17 protein-coding genes and 1 other RNA gene are annotated in these 16071 nt (G+C 71.6%); 12 read left to right on the top strand and 6 right to left on the bottom strand.

Annotation, left to right across the window (positions count from 1 at the left end; genetic code table 11):
* Window positions 1–115: 115 nt before the first annotated feature.
* The 9 genes from OG599_RS09360 (at window position 116) to OG599_RS09400 (ending at window position 6158) form a co-directional block, all read left to right on the top strand.
* Window positions 116–574, top strand: a complete 459-nt coding sequence (locus tag OG599_RS09360) for a hypothetical protein (RefSeq protein WP_327175500.1) — start codon at window positions 116–118, stop codon at window positions 572–574.
* Window positions 571–1098: a hypothetical protein gene (locus OG599_RS09365; RefSeq protein WP_327175501.1), complete on the top strand. Its 528-nt coding sequence runs from the start codon at window positions 571–573 to the stop codon at window positions 1096–1098. The genes OG599_RS09360 and OG599_RS09365 overlap by 4 nt, the downstream gene beginning before the upstream one ends.
* Window positions 1099–1219: 121 nt before the next feature.
* The gene (locus OG599_RS09370; RefSeq protein ID WP_327175502.1) at window positions 1220–1402 is read left to right on the top strand and encodes a hypothetical protein; all 183 of its coding nucleotides are present in this window, start codon (window positions 1220–1222) and stop codon (window positions 1400–1402) included.
* A 122-nt stretch (window positions 1403–1524) separates the two neighbouring features.
* Window positions 1525–1974 carry a DUF6082 family protein gene (locus OG599_RS09375; protein ID WP_327175503.1) on the top strand — a complete coding sequence of 150 codons (450 nt, stop codon included), beginning with the start codon at window positions 1525–1527 and terminating at the stop codon, window positions 1972–1974.
* A gap of 71 nt (window positions 1975–2045) precedes the next feature.
* Entirely contained in the window at window positions 2046–2558 is a 513-nt protein-coding gene (locus OG599_RS09380; protein ID WP_327175504.1) for an NUDIX domain-containing protein, read from the top strand.
* 183 nt (window positions 2559–2741) lie between these two features.
* Entirely contained in the window at window positions 2742–3008 is a 267-nt protein-coding gene (gene tgmA / locus OG599_RS09385) for a putative ATP-grasp-modified RiPP (RefSeq protein WP_327175506.1), read from the top strand.
* The gene (tgmB, locus tag OG599_RS09390; RefSeq protein ID WP_327175507.1) at window positions 3008–3973 is read left to right on the top strand and encodes an ATP-grasp ribosomal peptide maturase; all 966 of its coding nucleotides are present in this window, start codon (window positions 3008–3010) and stop codon (window positions 3971–3973) included. The genes tgmA and tgmB overlap by 1 nt, the downstream gene beginning before the upstream one ends.
* Window positions 3970–5139 carry an ATP-grasp peptide maturase system methyltransferase gene (gene tgmC, locus OG599_RS09395; RefSeq protein WP_327175508.1) on the top strand — a complete coding sequence of 390 codons (1170 nt, stop codon included), beginning with the start codon at window positions 3970–3972 and terminating at the stop codon, window positions 5137–5139. Before tgmB ends, tgmC begins: the two co-directional genes overlap by 4 nt.
* Window positions 5140–5738: 599 nt before the next feature.
* Complete coding sequence (locus OG599_RS09400; RefSeq protein WP_327175509.1) at window positions 5739–6158, top strand: hypothetical protein; 420 nt, start codon at window positions 5739–5741, stop codon at window positions 6156–6158.
* Here OG599_RS09400 and OG599_RS09405 read toward each other — a convergent pair.
* From OG599_RS09405 to OG599_RS09415, 3 genes are all read right to left on the bottom strand, one after another.
* Complete coding sequence (locus OG599_RS09405) at window positions 6045–7244, bottom strand: hypothetical protein (RefSeq protein ID WP_327175510.1); 1200 nt, start codon at window positions 7242–7244, stop codon at window positions 6045–6047. The two genes, OG599_RS09400 and OG599_RS09405, sit on opposite strands and share 114 nt — an antisense overlap.
* A 295-nt stretch (window positions 7245–7539) precedes the next feature.
* Window positions 7540–7942: RNase P RNA component class A (rnpB, locus tag OG599_RS09410), an RNA gene on the bottom strand.
* A 73-nt stretch (window positions 7943–8015) separates the two neighbouring features.
* On the bottom strand, window positions 8016–8561 hold the full coding sequence (locus tag OG599_RS09415; protein ID WP_327175511.1) for a TetR/AcrR family transcriptional regulator: 546 nt from the start codon (window positions 8559–8561) through the stop codon (window positions 8016–8018).
* 185 nt (window positions 8562–8746) lie between these two features.
* On the opposite strand from OG599_RS09415, the gene yaaA reads away from it, so the two are divergent.
* Together yaaA and eda are read left to right on the top strand one after the other, a co-directional pair.
* A complete protein-coding gene (yaaA, locus tag OG599_RS09420) occupies window positions 8747–9547 on the top strand; it encodes a peroxide stress protein YaaA (RefSeq protein WP_327175512.1) in 801 nt (266 codons plus the stop codon).
* 86 nt (window positions 9548–9633) lie between these two features.
* Window positions 9634–10302: a bifunctional 4-hydroxy-2-oxoglutarate aldolase/2-dehydro-3-deoxy-phosphogluconate aldolase gene (eda, locus tag OG599_RS09425; protein WP_327175513.1), complete on the top strand. Its 669-nt coding sequence runs from the start codon at window positions 9634–9636 to the stop codon at window positions 10300–10302.
* Between the two features lie 42 nt (window positions 10303–10344).
* Here the strand turns inward: eda and OG599_RS09430 are convergent, their stop codons facing one another.
* Genes OG599_RS09430 through OG599_RS09440 form a run of 3 tightly spaced genes read right to left on the bottom strand, consistent with a single transcriptional unit; the run spans window position 10345 to window position 13231 of the window.
* Complete coding sequence (locus OG599_RS09430; protein ID WP_327175514.1) at window positions 10345–11655, bottom strand: bifunctional RNase H/acid phosphatase; 1311 nt, start codon at window positions 11653–11655, stop codon at window positions 10345–10347.
* The gene (locus OG599_RS09435) at window positions 11655–12398 is read right to left on the bottom strand and encodes a zinc ribbon domain-containing protein (protein WP_327179974.1); all 744 of its coding nucleotides are present in this window, start codon (window positions 12396–12398) and stop codon (window positions 11655–11657) included. The genes OG599_RS09430 and OG599_RS09435 overlap by 1 nt, the downstream gene beginning before the upstream one ends.
* Window positions 12395–13231, bottom strand: coding sequence for a Nif3-like dinuclear metal center hexameric protein (locus OG599_RS09440; protein WP_327175515.1), 837 nt, complete (start codon window positions 13229–13231; stop codon window positions 12395–12397). The genes OG599_RS09435 and OG599_RS09440 overlap by 4 nt, the downstream gene beginning before the upstream one ends.
* Before the next feature lie 460 nt (window positions 13232–13691).
* Between OG599_RS09440 and OG599_RS09445 the strand changes: the two genes are divergently transcribed.
* On the top strand, window positions 13692–15422 hold the full coding sequence (locus OG599_RS09445) for a hypothetical protein (protein WP_327175516.1): 1731 nt from the start codon (window positions 13692–13694) through the stop codon (window positions 15420–15422).
* The last annotated feature ends 649 nt before the right edge of the window (window positions 15423–16071 follow it).

Here is a 16071-nt window from a genome sequence, read left to right on the forward strand (position 1 = left end):
GTGTATTGACACTTGATCATGCGCTCTACGTCCCGAACACAGGTTCGTCAAAAGGTGCTTGAACCCCCGGCTGACATGCGCTTTCAGAGCGTGCGTCAGGGCACAGGAGACAGCTATGACGCACACCCCGAAGACCACCGAGGCGCCGCCCCTGACCCATGAGGACGCCGAGCGCCTGGCACGGCTCGCCGCACGGGCGGCCTCGCTCGGCCTCGGCACGACCACCCGCTCCGCGATCGTCGCCATGGTCAAGTCCCTCAAGGACGCGCTCGGTCAGATCCGCGAGGCAGGTCTCCCTGCGGACGCGGTGGAGGCCGGCAGGCAGCGCGCCGAGGTCGAGGAATTGCTGACGAGGACCCAGTACCACGACGCCCTGACCATGGCCCAGCACACGTACATGCGCGCCCTCGCGCGGGTCCTGAGGCGGCACGTGGCCCAGTGCCTCATCAACCAGGGCACCAGCAAGGAGGACGGCATACGGCTCGCTTGGGGCCAGCAGTCCCCGCCTCCGACCCACCTGTTCAGCGACACGGGTCGACGGCTCACCGGCTCCGAGCAGCGGAGGGCCGCGTGATCACCAACTCCGAGCTGGCGCGGGCGGTGAGTGTCTACCTCCACCGCTACTCCGGTGAATCGCTGAACCTCGCGCTCTTATGGCAGAGCCTCGCCCAGCACGCCAAGGTCGGGACCTGTGTCCACATGGGGACCTGCCCGATGCTCACGGTCAGCCCCGTGGTTGTGGACCAGCACCACCGGGTGCTGATGCTCCGCCAGGGGGATCGGCTTGTCCTTCCCGAAGCCGGACTCGGCGAGCACGACGACACCCTGCTTGACTCCGCGAAGGCCCTCGCCCGCGAACACGGTCTCGAAGACCTGTGGTTGATGCCCGGATCGGACGATCCGATGATGCTCGACCCGGCGCGTGCAGCCCCGGACGACGGTCCTCGGATGAGGGTCGCCATCCGCTTCCTCTTCCGCACCCACGCTGGACTTCGCGCCCTCTCCTCGGAGGCGCAGACCTGGGTGCCGCTGAGCGAGGTGGACATTGGCCTGGCCCGCCGGGTGGGTGCCCTGATCGCCCACGGGCAGAGCGTGTGAGCGGCGACCGCACCCCGCAGTGGGTGTACATCGCCGTCCTGGTCCTCATGGTCATCGCGCTGGGCGCCGCGATCGGCGGCGCCCGGTGACGACTCCCGCGATTCCTATGATCGAGAGCTCCGTGACGCCGCGAACCGTGCGCGTGGGGGATTTCCTCGTCCTGGACGACGACGCCCCCCGCATTACGGATCTCCTCGGCACCCCCTCGGGCGGCAAGGTCGCGGTGCTGGCGGGTCGGCCGGGTGTGCACCCGCTTCCTCGCGAGTTTCATGTTCTGCGCGCCGTGACGCGTCGCGCCCTCTGACTCCGTCCCCGAGCCACTCGGCTCCCCCCGTGCCGTGCAGCGCTCGGGGGCGGACGCCCGCCCCGGCACCGCCATAGCCGGGGCGGGCACATAGATCCATCAGCACATCGAGAGGAACATCAGTGCAGACCAGCAGCCTCACCGTCGCCGCCGCACTTGGCGTCGCTGGACTCTCCCTCGGCGCGACCCACGTCTACCTCACGGACAAGCGGGACAAGCGTGCAATCCGGATGCAGCTCACGGAAATGCACGCGGACCTGTCCCGGGACACCGCAGCCAACCACCCGGACATCGTGGCCGCCGGCACCTTCACGGACGTGGACCCCGCCGTGATCGCGAGGGGCATCACCTGCAACAGGTGGCTCGCGCTGTGGAGCGCCATGCTCCGGCACGGATTCATCAACGAGAAGCGAGCGGCCAAGGTCGCCCGGAACTTCATGGAGAACCGGGACAACGCCCTCTGGTGGCGGCGCGCCGAGGACTACCGGAGCCAGGACTTCCAGGACGAACACGACCAGCACTTCCACCAGGTCATGAAGCGCGCGCACGCCGCTTCGCAGGCGACGGCCTGACACAAACTCTCGCCCGGCCGCCGTCATGGGCCGACGGCGGCCGGGCGGGGCTCCACCGGAACAGAGGCGAGATGGATACCGAAGAAGTTCACGACCTGGTCGGCGCGCTGGCGACTCGGCGGGGCGCGGCCCCATCCGAGGAACAACTACTCCATGTCGAGGTGCTGGTCCGCAGGGGCGACCAGGCCATCTTGATGGTCCAGCGATACCGGGACGACTTCGTTCTCCCGGGAGGTGAAGTGCGCCCGGACGAGACGGCTGTCGAGGCGGCCCGGCGCCAACTCCGCGAGGAGACGGGACTCGCGCGCAGCATCTCGCGCCTCCTGGCGGTCGACCAGTCGGAAGTCGGTGGGCCTCTCACCCTTGTCTTCGACGGCGGCATGCTCATGAGGGACGAGGCCGATTCCGTGGCCCTTCCCTCGGAGGGCATGGACGAGTTGGTGGCCGTTGGCTGGATTCCCGCAACGCGGATGCACCAGTACGTGGCGGACGGCCACACTGACCGTGTCGCCGAGGCCCTGCTTGCGCTGCGGGCCGGCAACCGGCTGCCCATGCTGCTCGGGGGCAAGCACGTCCCAGGCTGACAGCCCTCCAGACTCCCGCCCGGCCGTCTGCTTGACGGTCGCGGCCGGGCGGGTGCACGACGGTTCAGGCTCTTGAACCGGCTCCATACCCCCATCTCGACCGCAGCCTGTCTGACGGTCGCGGCGGTCGAGATGGGGGCCACCTGCACGAATCACGGAAACACCAGAAGCAGAGGAGTAAGCATGACCGCGATCATCGCCACCAAGCAGCGCGACACGGGCCGCCCCTGGGGCGCCAACCGCTTAGCGCCCTACACGACCACCACCGTGCTCCCGTACACCACGGTCATCATCGACCCGGAGACCCAGCTCGGTACGTTCCGCGACAGCACCGGCAAGGTCGTCGAGATGGGCAAGCACGGCACCAGCAAGGGGACCGAGACCTCGACGACGACGAACTCGGACTCGAAGAACGACTCGGGCCACGACCAGGACTCCGAGCAGGACTGATGGCAAACGCCGAGGAAAGGCCGGTGCTCGTCGTCACCGAAGTCGATGACGCCACCGCGGACATGGTGATCGCCGAACTCAACAAGCGCGATGTGCCAGTGGTCCGGTTCGACCCCGCCGACATCGGCGCGGGCCTAACGGTCTCTGCTCGGTTCGGCACCTGCCCGGCCCCCGTGGCCGGGCAGGTGCGCACCCAGTCGAGGACCGTGGCCCTAGAAGAGGTCCGCTCCGTCTACTGGCGCCGCCCGCGCTGGCCCCTGTTCACCCACCTGGGCGGGGACGACGCACGGTTCGCCGCCGCCCAGGTGCGTTACGGGCTCGGCGGCATCCTGTACGCCTTGGACGGCCCGCTGTGGGTCAACCAACCGCAGCGAATCGCGGCAGCCGACTACAAGCCCGCTCAACTCGCTCTCGCCGCCCAGCTCGGCCTGGCGATTCCTCCGACTCTGGTAACCAACAATCCAGACGAGGCAAGGGCGTTCATCGACGAGCACCAGAGCGTCATCACGAAAACGCTTCGCTGGACCGAGTACCTGCGTGACGGTGTGCCGGTCACGTCGTGGGCAGAGCCCGTCACGTCGGACGAGATCGACGAGAGCGTGCGCGTGACCCCCCACCTGTTCCAGGCCCGCGTGCCGAAGGTGGCCGATGTGCGGGTGCTCGTCGTCGGCCGGCGCCTGTTCGCGGTCCGGATCGAGTCAAACCTTCTGGACTGGCGCAAGGACTACTCCGCTCTCTCGTACACGGTGGTGGACCTGCCCGACGAGGTGAGCACGGCACTCCTCGCCTATCTGGATCACTTTGGGCTGGTCTCCGGGAGCTTCGACCTCGCCGTGGATGCGCACGGGTCCTACTGGTGGCTGGAGTTGAACCCGAATGGGCAGTGGGGGTGGCTGGAGTCGAACACCGGCCTCCCGATGTCCGCCGCGTTTGCTGATCTGCTGACACAAGGAGATACCGCATGACCGATATGAAGACCGAGCGGCACGCTTTCGCCGAGAGGCTGGTGGAGGCCGACGTAGTTCGCTCGCCCCAGTGGCGCGCGGCGGTGGAAGCCGTTCCCCGCGAGGCGTTCCTGAGCACCGGCGTGTTCCTACAGGAGGACGGCGGATGGTGGCGCCCGGCCACCGCAGCGGAGACCGACCCGGCCGAATGGGCGGAGATCGTCTACAGCAACGACACCCTGACCACGCAGCTCGACGGCCACCTCACCGCCGACGTGACGCCCGGGGTCGTGCGAGGGACTCCCACGTCGTCATCAACCAATCCGGACACCGTGCTCAGCATGATCGAAAGCCTGGAAGTCGAAGACGGCGACCAGGTCCTGGAGATCGGTACGGGCACCGGCTACTCGTCGGCCCTGATGTGCCACCGCCTCGGCGAGGACAACGTGACCACGATCGAGGTAGACCCGGAGGTGGCCGGGCGCGCGGATGTCGCCCTCGAAGAGGTCGGATTCTCCACCTGGACCATCACGGGCGACGGCCTGCTCGGACACCCCAGAAGGGCCCCGTACGACCGCGTGATCGCGACGTGCGCCGTCCGCCGCATCCCGTACGCGTGGGTCCGGCAGACCAAGCCGGGCGGCATCATCCTGAGCACTGTGGGCTCCTGGCCCTACGGAACGGGGCTCGCCAAGGTCGTCGTGGGCGAGGACGGAACCGCCCGGGGCAGCATCATCGGTAGGTCGTCGTTCATGCAGGCGCGGGCGCAGGCCGTGGTGCCGGTGGACGGCGACTTCTCCGCCCGCACGGCCTACGCGGAGGACGAGCGCCCGACCAAGGTCTCCCCCAGCCTGTTGAACGACTGGGTGCCGGCCTTCATCGCCCAGCTCTCCGCCCCAGGCGTACAGCTCGTCCGCGCCGTCACGAGCGACGGCAAGCCCTTGCTCTACCTGTTCGACCCCGACCGGGAGAGCTTCGCCGAGTTCATCACCGGCGACGACGGCGCCAGCGTCGTGCGCCAGGGCGGCCCCGTCCCGCTGTGGGGCGACATCGAGGCACCCTTGGTCGCCTGGGAGGCCGCAGGGCGCCCCGGCATCGACGCCGTACAGCTCCGCGTCAGCGAGGAGGCCCACGAGTACTGGGTCGAAGGCCACCCGGATCTCCGCTGGGAACACCGAATCGAATGAGGGCCGGGGCTACAGCACCCAGCTACGCCTAAGCCAGCAGCCCCGGCGGCCGACCGCCGGGGCTGTTCTGGTGATCACCGTTGGCTCCCGCAACTCGAAGACGCTCCGCCCGAACGAGGCGGGGCGACCACTCCTCATGCCTGACCGCACCTAGGAAAATGCCGATGCCCCAGACCCAAGACCCTCAGATCGCGGCACGCATGCTGGACGCCCTCCAGCGCGCCGCCCGCGCCCTCGGATGCGCCCTGCCTGACGACGGCGGTCGCACTTGGGGGTGGGAGGGCCGGTCATTGTCCTCGAAGGTCCACTACGACGGCCACCCACACTGGCTGCGCGTGACATCGCTGCCTCTCGCGAAGGCACCCCAACGGGACATCATCCCGGCTCCCGAGGACCCGTGGAGCGGGCCGGAGGACGCTGCGTGGCGAGTGCCGGTGAAGGTCCCACGACCCACGTTCGCGGCCATGCACCGATGGAACCGCGGTGGGCACGTCTACCACGCCGACCTGCACCGGCACGCCCAAGGCCGGCCGCTCTCCGAAACCGCCCTCCCTCCCAAGGGCCTTCGCCCCGATGACCGATGGTGGAGGCAGCTCTCCGTGGCTCTGACGGACATCTCCCTCGTGCAGACGCAGCGGGTCGCCGTCCGCGCCGAGCGCCTGTCGTGGGCCATGCCGCACTTCCTCGGCGACAAGGCGCCCACGCAGCCGCCGAGTTGGACCACTGCTCACGGGGACCTTCAGTGGTCCAACCTCATCGGACCCCGTCTCGAAATCCTCGACTGGGAGCGCTGGGGCGTCGCCCCGGAGGGCTACGACATCGCCACGCTCTACGTGTCCAGCCTCGGCGACCCGGAGCTGGCGGACCAGATCCTTGACCGCTTCAGCACACCGCTGAACTCCCCGTCAGGCCGCTTCAGCCAGCTCTACGCCGCTTCCGAGTTCATTCAGGGGTTCGAGCGGGGCAACAACCGGGAGATCGAGCACGCGGTCCGAAATCTGGTTGCCCAGCTCCTCTGAAACGTCCTCCGCTCGGTCCGGGCCCACCGCCGTGACTACTGCGTCGACTGCTTCGCCGATCGCCGCGTGCGAGATCTGCTCTGCACTGTCAACGACTGTTGGCACACTCTGCACCAGCACCTCGTCCGCCAGTGTGTTGCTGACCGTCGCCGACACCTGCACTTCAGAAATCTCGGCGGCAGAGCCTGACGCCGCGACACTGACCGCCACCTCCAGCCCGGAGGCAACCTGCGAGGTTGCGGTCACCACGAGCTGACCACCGGCGTAGGTCTGCTCGACCGTCGCACTTCCGTCTCGCGAGATCGAGTCCATGAATTCCGTGAACGGTGACAGCAGATTCAGCAGCGAGTCGCCCAGACCATCGACATACGGGTTCTTCCCGCTGTCGGGGTAGTACGGCTCCGCCGCAGGCGCATCAGCCTGGCCTGCCGGAACCGACCTGTCGAGCGGGCCAACCCGAGGGACGATCTCGCTCATCGGGGATGCCTCATCCGTCGCAGCCTCGCCCGCACTCGGTTCCGCCGTCGCGGGGTCCTCCTGGGGCGCCGCCGACGCACCGGAGTCCTTCACGGTTTGCGTCTCGGGGGCATTCGCGCCCGCCTCGGGCGTCACATTGCTGACAGCAGTCTTGACCTTCGCGTAGACCGGGCCGTTTGCGAGCACAACCTTGCTGGTGTCAACGGTGACCGTGCCGTCCCGCTGGAGCCGAATCTTCGCGTCGTCGCCGTACGCAAGGGCGTAGGCGTCTCCCTTGCTCAGCCCGCGCCGCTCACCCTCGCGGATGACGGCGTTCCTCTGCTCCTCGGTCAGGGGGACCCCCGCAATGCCTCCGGCACCGTCAAGAAGGGTTTCCTGCACGGCCTGGCCGGGGTCGGAGGTGAACGCGTCGCCCGAGAAAACCGTGACAGGAGACCCCGAATCGCGGGTCGCCGATGCGCTGCCAAGGGCGGTCGCAGTGGCTATGGAGAGAGCCAACCCGCCGTATCCGAGGAGGGCCGTTGTCCGATGCGGCTGCCCCTTTTCCGGGATGCCCAGGAGCCGGAGCGCTGCCCTCCTGCTCGACACGTGCTTCGCCCGCCGACCCATCGGTATCACCTGATCTTTACTGCTTTCAACTACTTGGGTCCACAATTAGAACATGCGTACGGTTTCCCCAACCGAGTCGTCCGTCACACCCGAGCACGCCCCCGGAGGAGCGATCCGGAGCACCATTCGCCGCCACTTCATCGCCACACGATCGCCACAGAGGGCCGGAAAGCAGCAAGAAGAAACGGACAAACAGTCCGAAATTAAGGGAGTGAGACGGGGGAAGCGAAAACCCCCTCCGACCCGCAAACATGCAGGTCAGAGGGGGTACGCCCCCGTCAGAGGAGGGGGCTGACAGACGAGTCCAGGCTATACGCCGGGTTCTGTCGCCCGGTCGCCTCGCGGCGGCCGGGGAGACGGCCATCCATCTAGGACCGGCATTGCTGCCGGCCTCCTGCGGTCTACCCGCGAACTCGGGCGGGCCGCCCTCGAACGTTCGCGCAGGGCCGTCTTGCGACGGTCCTTCTTGACCTTGCTCCGGGTGGGGTTTACCTAGCCGCCTGAGTCACCTCAGGCGCTGGTGGTCTCTTACACCACCGTTTCACCCTTACCCGGGACCTGGGTCCCGGGCGGTCTGTTTTCTGTGGCACTGTCCCGCGAGTCACCTCGGGTGGCCGTTAGCCACCACCCTGCCCTGTGGAGCCCGGACGTTCCTCGGGGAGATCCGGAGATCCCCACGCGGCCGTCCGCCCGGCTCGTCTGCCGTGGGGCCATCGTACCCGGCGCGGAAGGGCTCCCGTCTGCGGCTCCTCGCCGCTCCGCCCCGCGGGCTCAGCCACTGAAGGCGGTGATGCCCGCCGTCCAGGCCTCGGCGAGGTCGGTGTCCGGCGGGAAGCGGCCGTTCAGTTCGAGGACGACCATGCCGTGCGCGAACGCCCAGGCGGCCCTGGCGCGGTCCGCGTCGCCGGCGACGGCCCGGTAGAGGGGGGCGGCGGCCTTGCGGCGGTCGGGGGCGAGGGCCGGGAGGTCCGGGCGGCAGCCGGTGGCGAGCAGGTAGAGGTGGGGGTGGGCCAGGGCGTACGTGCGGTAGGCCGTGGCCAGGACGGGGAACGAGCCGGGCGCCGACGCCTCGGCGGCGGTGAGTACGGCGGCCGTCTCGCGGTACATCTCGGCCGCAAGGGCCGCCACCACCGAGGACTTGTCGGGGAAGTACTTGTACAGGGACGAGGCCCGGAACCCCACGCGTTCGGCCAGGCGCCGCATGGTGAGGGCCTCCGGGCCCTCCTCCTCCAGCAGGGCGCGGGCGGCGGCGACGATCTGCCGGGGGCGGCCGGTGGCGAGGCTGCCAGGAGCGGCACGGACGGCGGAGTCGGTCACGCGGTCAGGGCCTTTCGTTTGGATCGGGCCGGGTCGGGGAGCGTCCCTGGCGGCCAGCGCGATCGTACGAGATCCGGCCGTGATGGCCGAAAGGAGACCCCACCCCGGGGCGCCCGCGACCGGCCGAGGGCCCTCCCCCGGCCCCGTAACCTGGTTGTTCCGCCCCCGTACGAAGGAGAACCGCCGTGCTCGTGCTGTTGCCGCCCTCCGAGGGCAAGGCCGCCCCGCGACGCGGAGCACCCCTCAAGCCCGAGTCCCTGTCGCTGCCGGGGCTCGCCCCGGCGCGTGCGGCCGTGCTGGACGAGCTGGTGGAGCTGTGCCTGGCCGACGAGGAGAAGGCGCGCGGTGTGCTCGGGCTCACCGAGGGGCTGCGCGGCGAGGTCGGCAAGAACGCCGAACTGCGTACGGCTCCGACCCGGCCGGCCGGCGAGATCTACACGGGGGTCCTGTACGACGCGCTGGATCTGGCCGCCCTGGACGCGGCGGCCCGACGGCGCGCCTCGGCCTCGCTGCTGGTCTTCTCCGGGCTGTGGGGCGCCGTGCGGGTGAGTGACCGGATCCCGTCGTACCGCTGCTCGATGGGCGTGAAGCTGCCGGGCCTCGGCTCGCTCGCCGCGCACTGGCGTGCGGCGATGGAGCCGGTACTGCCGGAGGCCGCAGGTGACGGGCTCGTCCTGGACCTGCGGTCCTCCGCGTACGCGTCGGCGTGGAAGCCCAAGGGGGAGCTCGCGGGGCGGACGGCGAGCGTGCGGGTGCTCCACTCGCAGCTGGTCGACGGGATCGAGAAGCGCTCCGTGGTCAGCCACTTCAACAAGGCGACGAAGGGCCGCATGGTCCGCGACCTGCTGGAGGCGGGCGCCGCGCCGGGAAGCCCGGAGCAACTCGTGGACGTGTTGCGGGACCTCGGCTACGTGGTGGAGGCGCAGGCACCGGCCCGCGCGGGGCGGCCGTGGTCGCTCGACGTGGTGGTGACGGAGATCCACTGAGGGGCCGCCCCCGCTTGGCCCGGGGTCGCGTTGCAGCATGTGCAACGGTCGTTGCAGGGAGTGTGGTCCGGCGGCAGGATGACGCCATGACCGCCTCCCCCGCGCCCGCCGACGCCGTCTCCGCGCCCGCCCCGTCCGCCCCGTCCGTGCTCGATCTGGCCCCCGTCGTCCCCGTCGTCGTGCTGGAGGACGCGGCGGACGCCGTACCGCTCGCCCGGGCACTCGTCGCGGGCGGTCTCCCGGCGATCGAGGTGACCCTCCGGACGTCCGCCGCGCTGGAGGCGATCGCGGCCATCGCCCGCGAGGTGCCGGGGGCCGTGGTGGGCGCGGGCACGGTGATATCCGCGGCGAACGTGACGGAGACGGTGGCCGCCGGGGCTCGGTTCCTGGTCAGCCCGGGGTGGACGGACACCCTGCTGGCGGCGATGCGGGCGTCCGGGCTGCCCTTCCTGCCGGGCGTCTCGTCCGCCTCCGAGGTGGTCGCGCTGCTGGAACGCGGGGTCACCGACATGAAGTTCTTCCCGGCGGAGGCGGCCGGCGGCACCGCCTATCTCAAGGCGCTCGCCGCCCCGCTGCCGCAGGCGCGGTTCTGCCCCACCGGGGGCATCTCGGCGGCCTCCGCCCCGCACTATCTCGCCCTGCCCAACGTCGGCTGTGTGGGCGGCAGTTGGATGCTTCCGGGCGAGGCCGTCGCCAGGAAGGACTGGGCGCGGGTGGAGCGGCTGGCCGCCGAGGCGGCGGCGCTGCGCGGCTGAGCCCGAGCCCGCCCCGGTCACGCCGACCGGGGCGGGGGGCGTCTACCGCAGGTACGAGGTGTCGTTGAAGAGGCGTACGGACGCGTTGCCGTCGGCGTAGTACGCGACCTCGGAGAGCGAGGCGGCGGCCAGCTCCATCCGGAACATGGACTCCGGCGGAGCGCCCAGGGCCAGCCTGACCAGGGTCTTGACGGGCGTCACATGGCTGACCAGCAGCACGGTGCGGCCCGCGTACGCGGCGGCCAGCCGGTCGCGGGCGACGGCCACCCGGTCCGCGACCTCCACGAAGCTCTCGCCGCCGCCCGTGGGCGCCGCCTGGGGGTCGGTGAGCCAGGTCGTCAGGTCGGAGGCGTACCGTTCGCGGACCTCGGCGAAGGAGAGCCCCTCCCAGGCGCCGAAGTCGGTCTCGCGCAGCCCCTCGTCGATCGTCACGTCGAGACCGAGCCGGGCCGCCACCGCGCCCGCCGTCTCACGGCACCGGCGCAGCGGTGAGCTGACGATCTCCTGGACGGTGCCGAGGGCCGCGAAGTGCGCGGCGGCGCGTTCGGCCTGCTCGCGGCCGGTCGCGGAGAGCTCCGGGTCGGTGCCGCCACTGCCGGAGAACCGCTTCTCCGGGGTCAGGGCGGTCTCCCCGTGCCGGAGCAGCAGGAAGGTGGCGGGGGCGCCCATGTCCGGCGCGGCGGCCCACCCCCTCCGGGGCGCGGCGGCCGGGCCGGCGTCCGCCTCGGGGGCATGCGATGCGGCAGCACCGGAGGCGTCCGTGGAGCCGGTACGGGCGGCGGCGAGGGCGGCGCGCACCTTGGCCGCTCCGGCGGACGCGTCGCCCACCTCGCGGGGGGGTACGTCCCCGAACTCGCCGACGGCGGGGCGGGCCGGGGCGTCCAGGCCGGCGGTGGAGGCGGAGGGCTCCCACTGCTCGCCCCGTCGGCCCGCGTCCATCGCCTCGTTGGCGAGCCGGTCCGCGTGCTTGTTCCGCTCGCGCGGCATCCACTCGTACGTGACGGCGGACGGCGGGAAGACGGTGGCCGCCTCCGCCGCGAGGGGCTTCATGTCGGGGTGCTTGATCTTCCAGCGACCCGACATCTGCTCGACCACCAGCTTCGAGTCCATCCGCACATGGACCCGGACGGAACCGTCCGCCGCCTCCGGGAACAGCGCCTTCGCGGCCCGCAGGCCGGCGATCAGGCCCCGGTACTCCGCGACGTTGTTCGTCGCGATGCCGATGTACTCGGCGGCCTCGGCGAGGGTCTCGCCGGTCGCCGGGTCCACGACGACGGCGCCGTAACCGGCGGGCCCCGGGTTGCCCCGGGAACCTCCGTCGGCTTCGACGACGAGCTGGTGGGACGAGGTCATTACAGGCCCGAATCCGAGGTGCGCACCAGGATGCGGTGGCAGTTCTCGCAGCGCAGCACGGTGTCGGGGGACGCCGCCTTCACGTCGTTGACCTCGGTGATGTTCAGCTCCAGGCGGCAGCCCTCGCAGCGGCGCTGGTAGAGCCGGGCGGCACCGACCCCGCCCTGCTGGGTGCGGAGCTTGTCGTACAGCTTCAGCAGGTCGGCGGGGATGACGTCGGCGACGACCGCGCGGTCCTTGGTGATCGTCTCGGTCTGGGCGTCGAACTCCTTGAGCGCGGCGTCGCGGCGCTCGGTGGCGTCGTCGACCTTCGCCTGTACGGCGGCGACCCGGCCGGTCAGCTCGGCGACGCGCTCCTGGGCGGCCTCGCGGCGCTCCATGATCTCGAGGACCACGTCCTCCAGGTCGCCCTGGCGCTTGGCCAGCGAGGTGATCTCGCGCTGGAGGTTCTCCAGGTCCTTCGGCGAGGAGACCGCGCCGGAGTCGAGACGCTGCTGGTCGCGGACGGCGCGCTGGCGCACCTGGTCGACGTCCTGCTCCGCCTTGGTCTGCTCGCGGCTGGTGTCGCTCTCCTCGGTCTGCGAGGCGACCAGCAGGTCGCGGAGCTGCGCGAGGTCGTTGTTGAGGGACTCGATCTCCGCGTGCTCCGGCAGCGAGGCCCGCTTGTGCGCGGTCTGCGCGAGGCGAACGTCGAGTGCCTGGACGTCGAGGAGTCGGATCTGGTCGGCGGGCGCGGCGTTCAGTTGGGGGCTCCAGAAGAGTGGTGGGTGGTCCAGGGGTCGGTGACCTGCTTCGAGACGTGGACCCGCAGGTCCCATCCGTGGCGGTCGGAAATCGCGTCGAGCTGTGCCGCCGCCTGCTCGCACCAGGGCCACTCGGTGGCCCAGTGCGCGGCGTCGACGAGGCCGAGCGGGGAGTGCTGCACGGCCTCGGAGGCCGGGTGGTGGCGCAGGTCGGCGGTGAGGAAGGCGTCGACGCCCGCCGCACGCACCGCGTCGAAGAGGCTGTCGCCGGAGCCGCCGCTGACGGCGACCGTACGCACGGTCGCCTCCGGGTCGCCGGCCAGCCGGATGCCCTGCGCGGTGGCGGGCAGCCGGGCGGCGGCGCGCGCGGCGAAGTCACTCAGCGTCTCGGGGTGGTCCAGCTCGCAGATCCGGCCGAGGCCGCGACGGCCGTGCCGGTCGGTGGGGTCGGGCACCAGGGGGCCGGTGACCCGCAGGCCGAGCGCTCCGGCCAGGGCGTCGGAGACGCCGGGGTCGGCGGTGTCGGCGTTGGTGTGCGCCACGTGCAGCGCAATGCCCTGCCGGATGAGCGTGTGCACGACCCGGCCCTTGAAGGTGTCGGCCGCGACGGTGGTCGTACCCCGCAGGTAGAGGGGGTGATGGGTGACGATCAGCTGGGCGCCGAGCCGTACCGCCTCGTCGACGACGCTCCCCACCGGATCGACCGCGAACAGGACCCGGTCGGTCTCCGCGTCGGGATCGCCGCAGACCGTACCCACCGCGTCCCACCCCTCGGCCCGCTCGGGGGGCCAGAGGGCGTCGAGCTCGGCGATGACTTCAGACAGACGGGGCACGGGGAAAGGCTACCTGGCCTGCGCACCCCACCGGTCATGGCTGCGCGTACCCACCCGTAGCGGCCCACCCCGGTCACGCATCGTCACCTCGGTCGGGCGCCGCAAGGGCGTCGGACGGACCGGAACAGGCGTCGGACGGACCGGGACAGGGATGGGGAGCGGCAGAAGCACAGCCCCGGAGCGCCTCAGGGGCAAATCGGGTTTACACCATCCTTATGTGTGAAGCGGCGGGTGTGGCGTCGTTCGTGGGAAAGCGCGAAAACTAGCTTCGGTCGCCGGAGGTGACACACCCATGACTGCCTGTGTCGCAGAAGGTCTGACCGAGGGGGGCGTCGGGGCGGCCGGGGAGCCGGAACCCGCCTCCGAGGAACCCGAGGATCCCCGGACCCCCGGGAAGCCGCGGGGACAGAGACGTGAAGAGAGACGTGAAGGGTTGGAGGAGCGAGGACCGGGGGGACCGGTGGAATCCGGACGGACCGCCACACCGCACGCCGCACCGGGCGGCAGCGGCCTGCCCGTGCCCGGCCCCCGCACGTCCGCGCCCGGCGGTACCGGCACCGACGGGTCCGGCACCGGCGGGCCCCGCGCCGACGAGGGTGCGGGGGGCATGGCCATCCGGGTCGTCGTGACCGGGCGGACCGTCGTGCCCACGGGCACCCCGGTCGGCCGGGGCGTCGACGCGACCACGCTCGTCCCGCTGGTCGGGGCGGTCGTCGGCTTCCCCGCGGCGGCCTCCTTCCACACGTCCACCGGATCGGCGGCCCCCACCGGATCGGCGGCCGCCGGAGCGGCGAAGACCGGCGCGCCCACCCCGGCAGCCCAGCCCCCCGCACCTGTGCCGACGCCCACCCCCACGGTCGCGCCCACACCCACGGTCGCCGTCACCACCGAGGCAGCCGCCACCAACACCAGGGCCCCCGCCAACGCCGCCGGGATGTCGGCCACCCGGCGCCCGGCGCCCGGCGCCGGGGGCGCTCCCCTCCCCCGCCGCATCCCGCCCCCGCCCGCCGATCCCCCTTCGGCCGCGGCCCACCGGGCCCCGCACGCGGCGGGCGCGCTGACCCTCTCGGCGGACGGCGCGTACGCGGCGCGGCTCACGACGGGCGGCAGCGAGACGCTCGGCCGGGGCTGGTACCCGGAGCGGTGGACGCTCGACGGCCCGGAGCCGTACGCCGTACCGCTCCCGCTCGACCAGCCCGAGGAAACCGACTCCCAGGTGGTGCCGCTCGCGGACGGGCGGGTGCTGATCCGGCGGCGGGTCGCCGACCGGCACGCGTTCTCGTTGCTCTACCCGACCGGTCCCGGAACCGGCGAGCTCTTCCTGGGGACCGTGGAGTGCGAGCGGATGACGCTGCTCCCGCCGGCCCCGGACGGGGTGAGCGTCTACGCCCTGGCGCCGGGCATCTTCACCACCTCCGTCTGGCGGGTGGCGGGCGGTTCGTTCGGGCCCGAACACGTCGCCGACGTGCCGGGGCTCTGCTCCGGCGGCGTCTGGCTGGACCGTACGGGCCGTGTGCTGGCGCTCGACCGGAGGCCGCCCGGCAGGGGGCCGGTGAAGACGGTCGCCGTCGACCTCGAACGCCGTGGCGAGGTGACTCCGCTCCTCCAGATCACGCCGGAGAGCAACGACCGGCTGCTGATCGCCGAGCCGGACAGCGGGCTCTTCCTGCTCCGTTCCGACGCGCCCGGACACGACCGGCTCGGCTGGGGCGTGCTGGGCAGCGCCCTGCCCGTACGTTTCCCCGAGTGCCTGCGCCCGGCGGATGTGGCCGTCACACCGTTCGCGGTGCAGCCGGGGCAGATGCTGATGCCGGAGACCTGCGCGGTGGCGTTGCGGATCGACGGGGCGGCGGGCAGCTGGCTCGGCGTCTGGCGCCCGGCGGACCGTCGGCTGAACCAGTTCGTCGCCCCGGCGGGCTGGCTGGCCGGGGCGGGTTCCTGGAGCCGCGGAGGCGTGCTGAGCCTGCCGTACGAGCGTCCCGACACGCCCTGCGGGCTGGTGCGGCTGGAGGTTCCGGAGGACGTCGCGCCCGTCGCCCCGGAGGGGTACGGGGGTGCGCGGTGCGGTCCCGGGCCGGTGGACGGATCCGGAATGCAACCATCCGCCGACGGATCATCTCCTGGGGGGTGTAGGCCGGTTCCGCTGGGGCAGGCGCCGCTGCACGGTGGCCCGCCCCGGGAGGACCGGTAGCGGCACGACGGGCAGACCCTGTCGGTCGCGGCACTAAGATTTCCTCGGGGGCTACGCAGTCGTTCCGTACGGGTGCGCAGTGTGACCGTGCGCCCAGGGGGCTTTCCGGACACGCAGGACGGAGTCCGGGAGGACCGGAACGGGCGACGGCGGGCCCCGGTACACACGCAAGCGAGCGCAACGGGGTGACTTCCCAGATGTCTGAAGCCCGAACCGACACGATGCAGACGTGCCCGCCGGGGGCGGACACGCAACGGGCCGACGCAGGCGGCTCCGGAAAGCACCGAGGGGGCGTGTCGGCGGAGACCAACTCCGCGCAGGCGCACGGCCGGCATCGCCGGCCCACCCACGGGGATGCCGGAGTGTCCTGACCGCAGCAGAGCACGAGGGCGGGGGTCGTCCGGGCCGGTGACGGCCGGGACGGCCCCCGCCGCCGTTCCCGGGCCACGGGCCGGCGAGGCCACCCGCCCCTCGGCCCGGCCCATGACATTTGTCCTGCCGGAAGCCGTACGCACGGCTCTGCCGCCGGGTCCGGCGCCCGCCGTACCGTCGCCGTCATGACGACAACGGGAAGTGCGAGCGGGGGGCCGGCCCCGGTGGGGGCGGCCGCCGGAGTCTCGGCGGGGGCCCGGAAGAGCGGGGACGGTAC

Source organism: Streptomyces sp. NBC_01335 (genome assembly GCF_035953295.1).
Classification (GTDB): Bacteria; Actinomycetota; Actinomycetes; order Streptomycetales; family Streptomycetaceae; genus Streptomyces.

Coding starts and splice junctions, on each gene's coding strand:
- OG599_RS09360 (WP_327175500.1), top strand. CDS start 116: ATGACGCACACCCCGAAGACCACCGAGGCGCCGCCCCTGACCCATGAG.
- OG599_RS09380 (WP_327175504.1), top strand. CDS start 2,046: ATGGATACCGAAGAAGTTCACGACCTGGTCGGCGCGCTGGCGACTCGG.
- tgmA (WP_327175506.1), top strand. CDS start 2,742: ATGACCGCGATCATCGCCACCAAGCAGCGCGACACGGGCCGCCCCTGG.
- tgmB (WP_327175507.1), top strand. CDS start 3,008: ATGGCAAACGCCGAGGAAAGGCCGGTGCTCGTCGTCACCGAAGTCGAT.
- tgmC (WP_327175508.1), top strand. CDS start 3,970: ATGACCGATATGAAGACCGAGCGGCACGCTTTCGCCGAGAGGCTGGTG.
- OG599_RS09405 (WP_327175510.1), bottom strand. CDS start 7,244: ATGGGTCGGCGGGCGAAGCACGTGTCGAGCAGGAGGGCAGCGCTCCGG.
- eda (WP_327175513.1), top strand. CDS start 9,634: ATGACCGCCTCCCCCGCGCCCGCCGACGCCGTCTCCGCGCCCGCCCCG.
- OG599_RS09430 (WP_327175514.1), bottom strand. CDS start 11,655: ATGACCTCGTCCCACCAGCTCGTCGTCGAAGCCGACGGAGGTTCCCGG.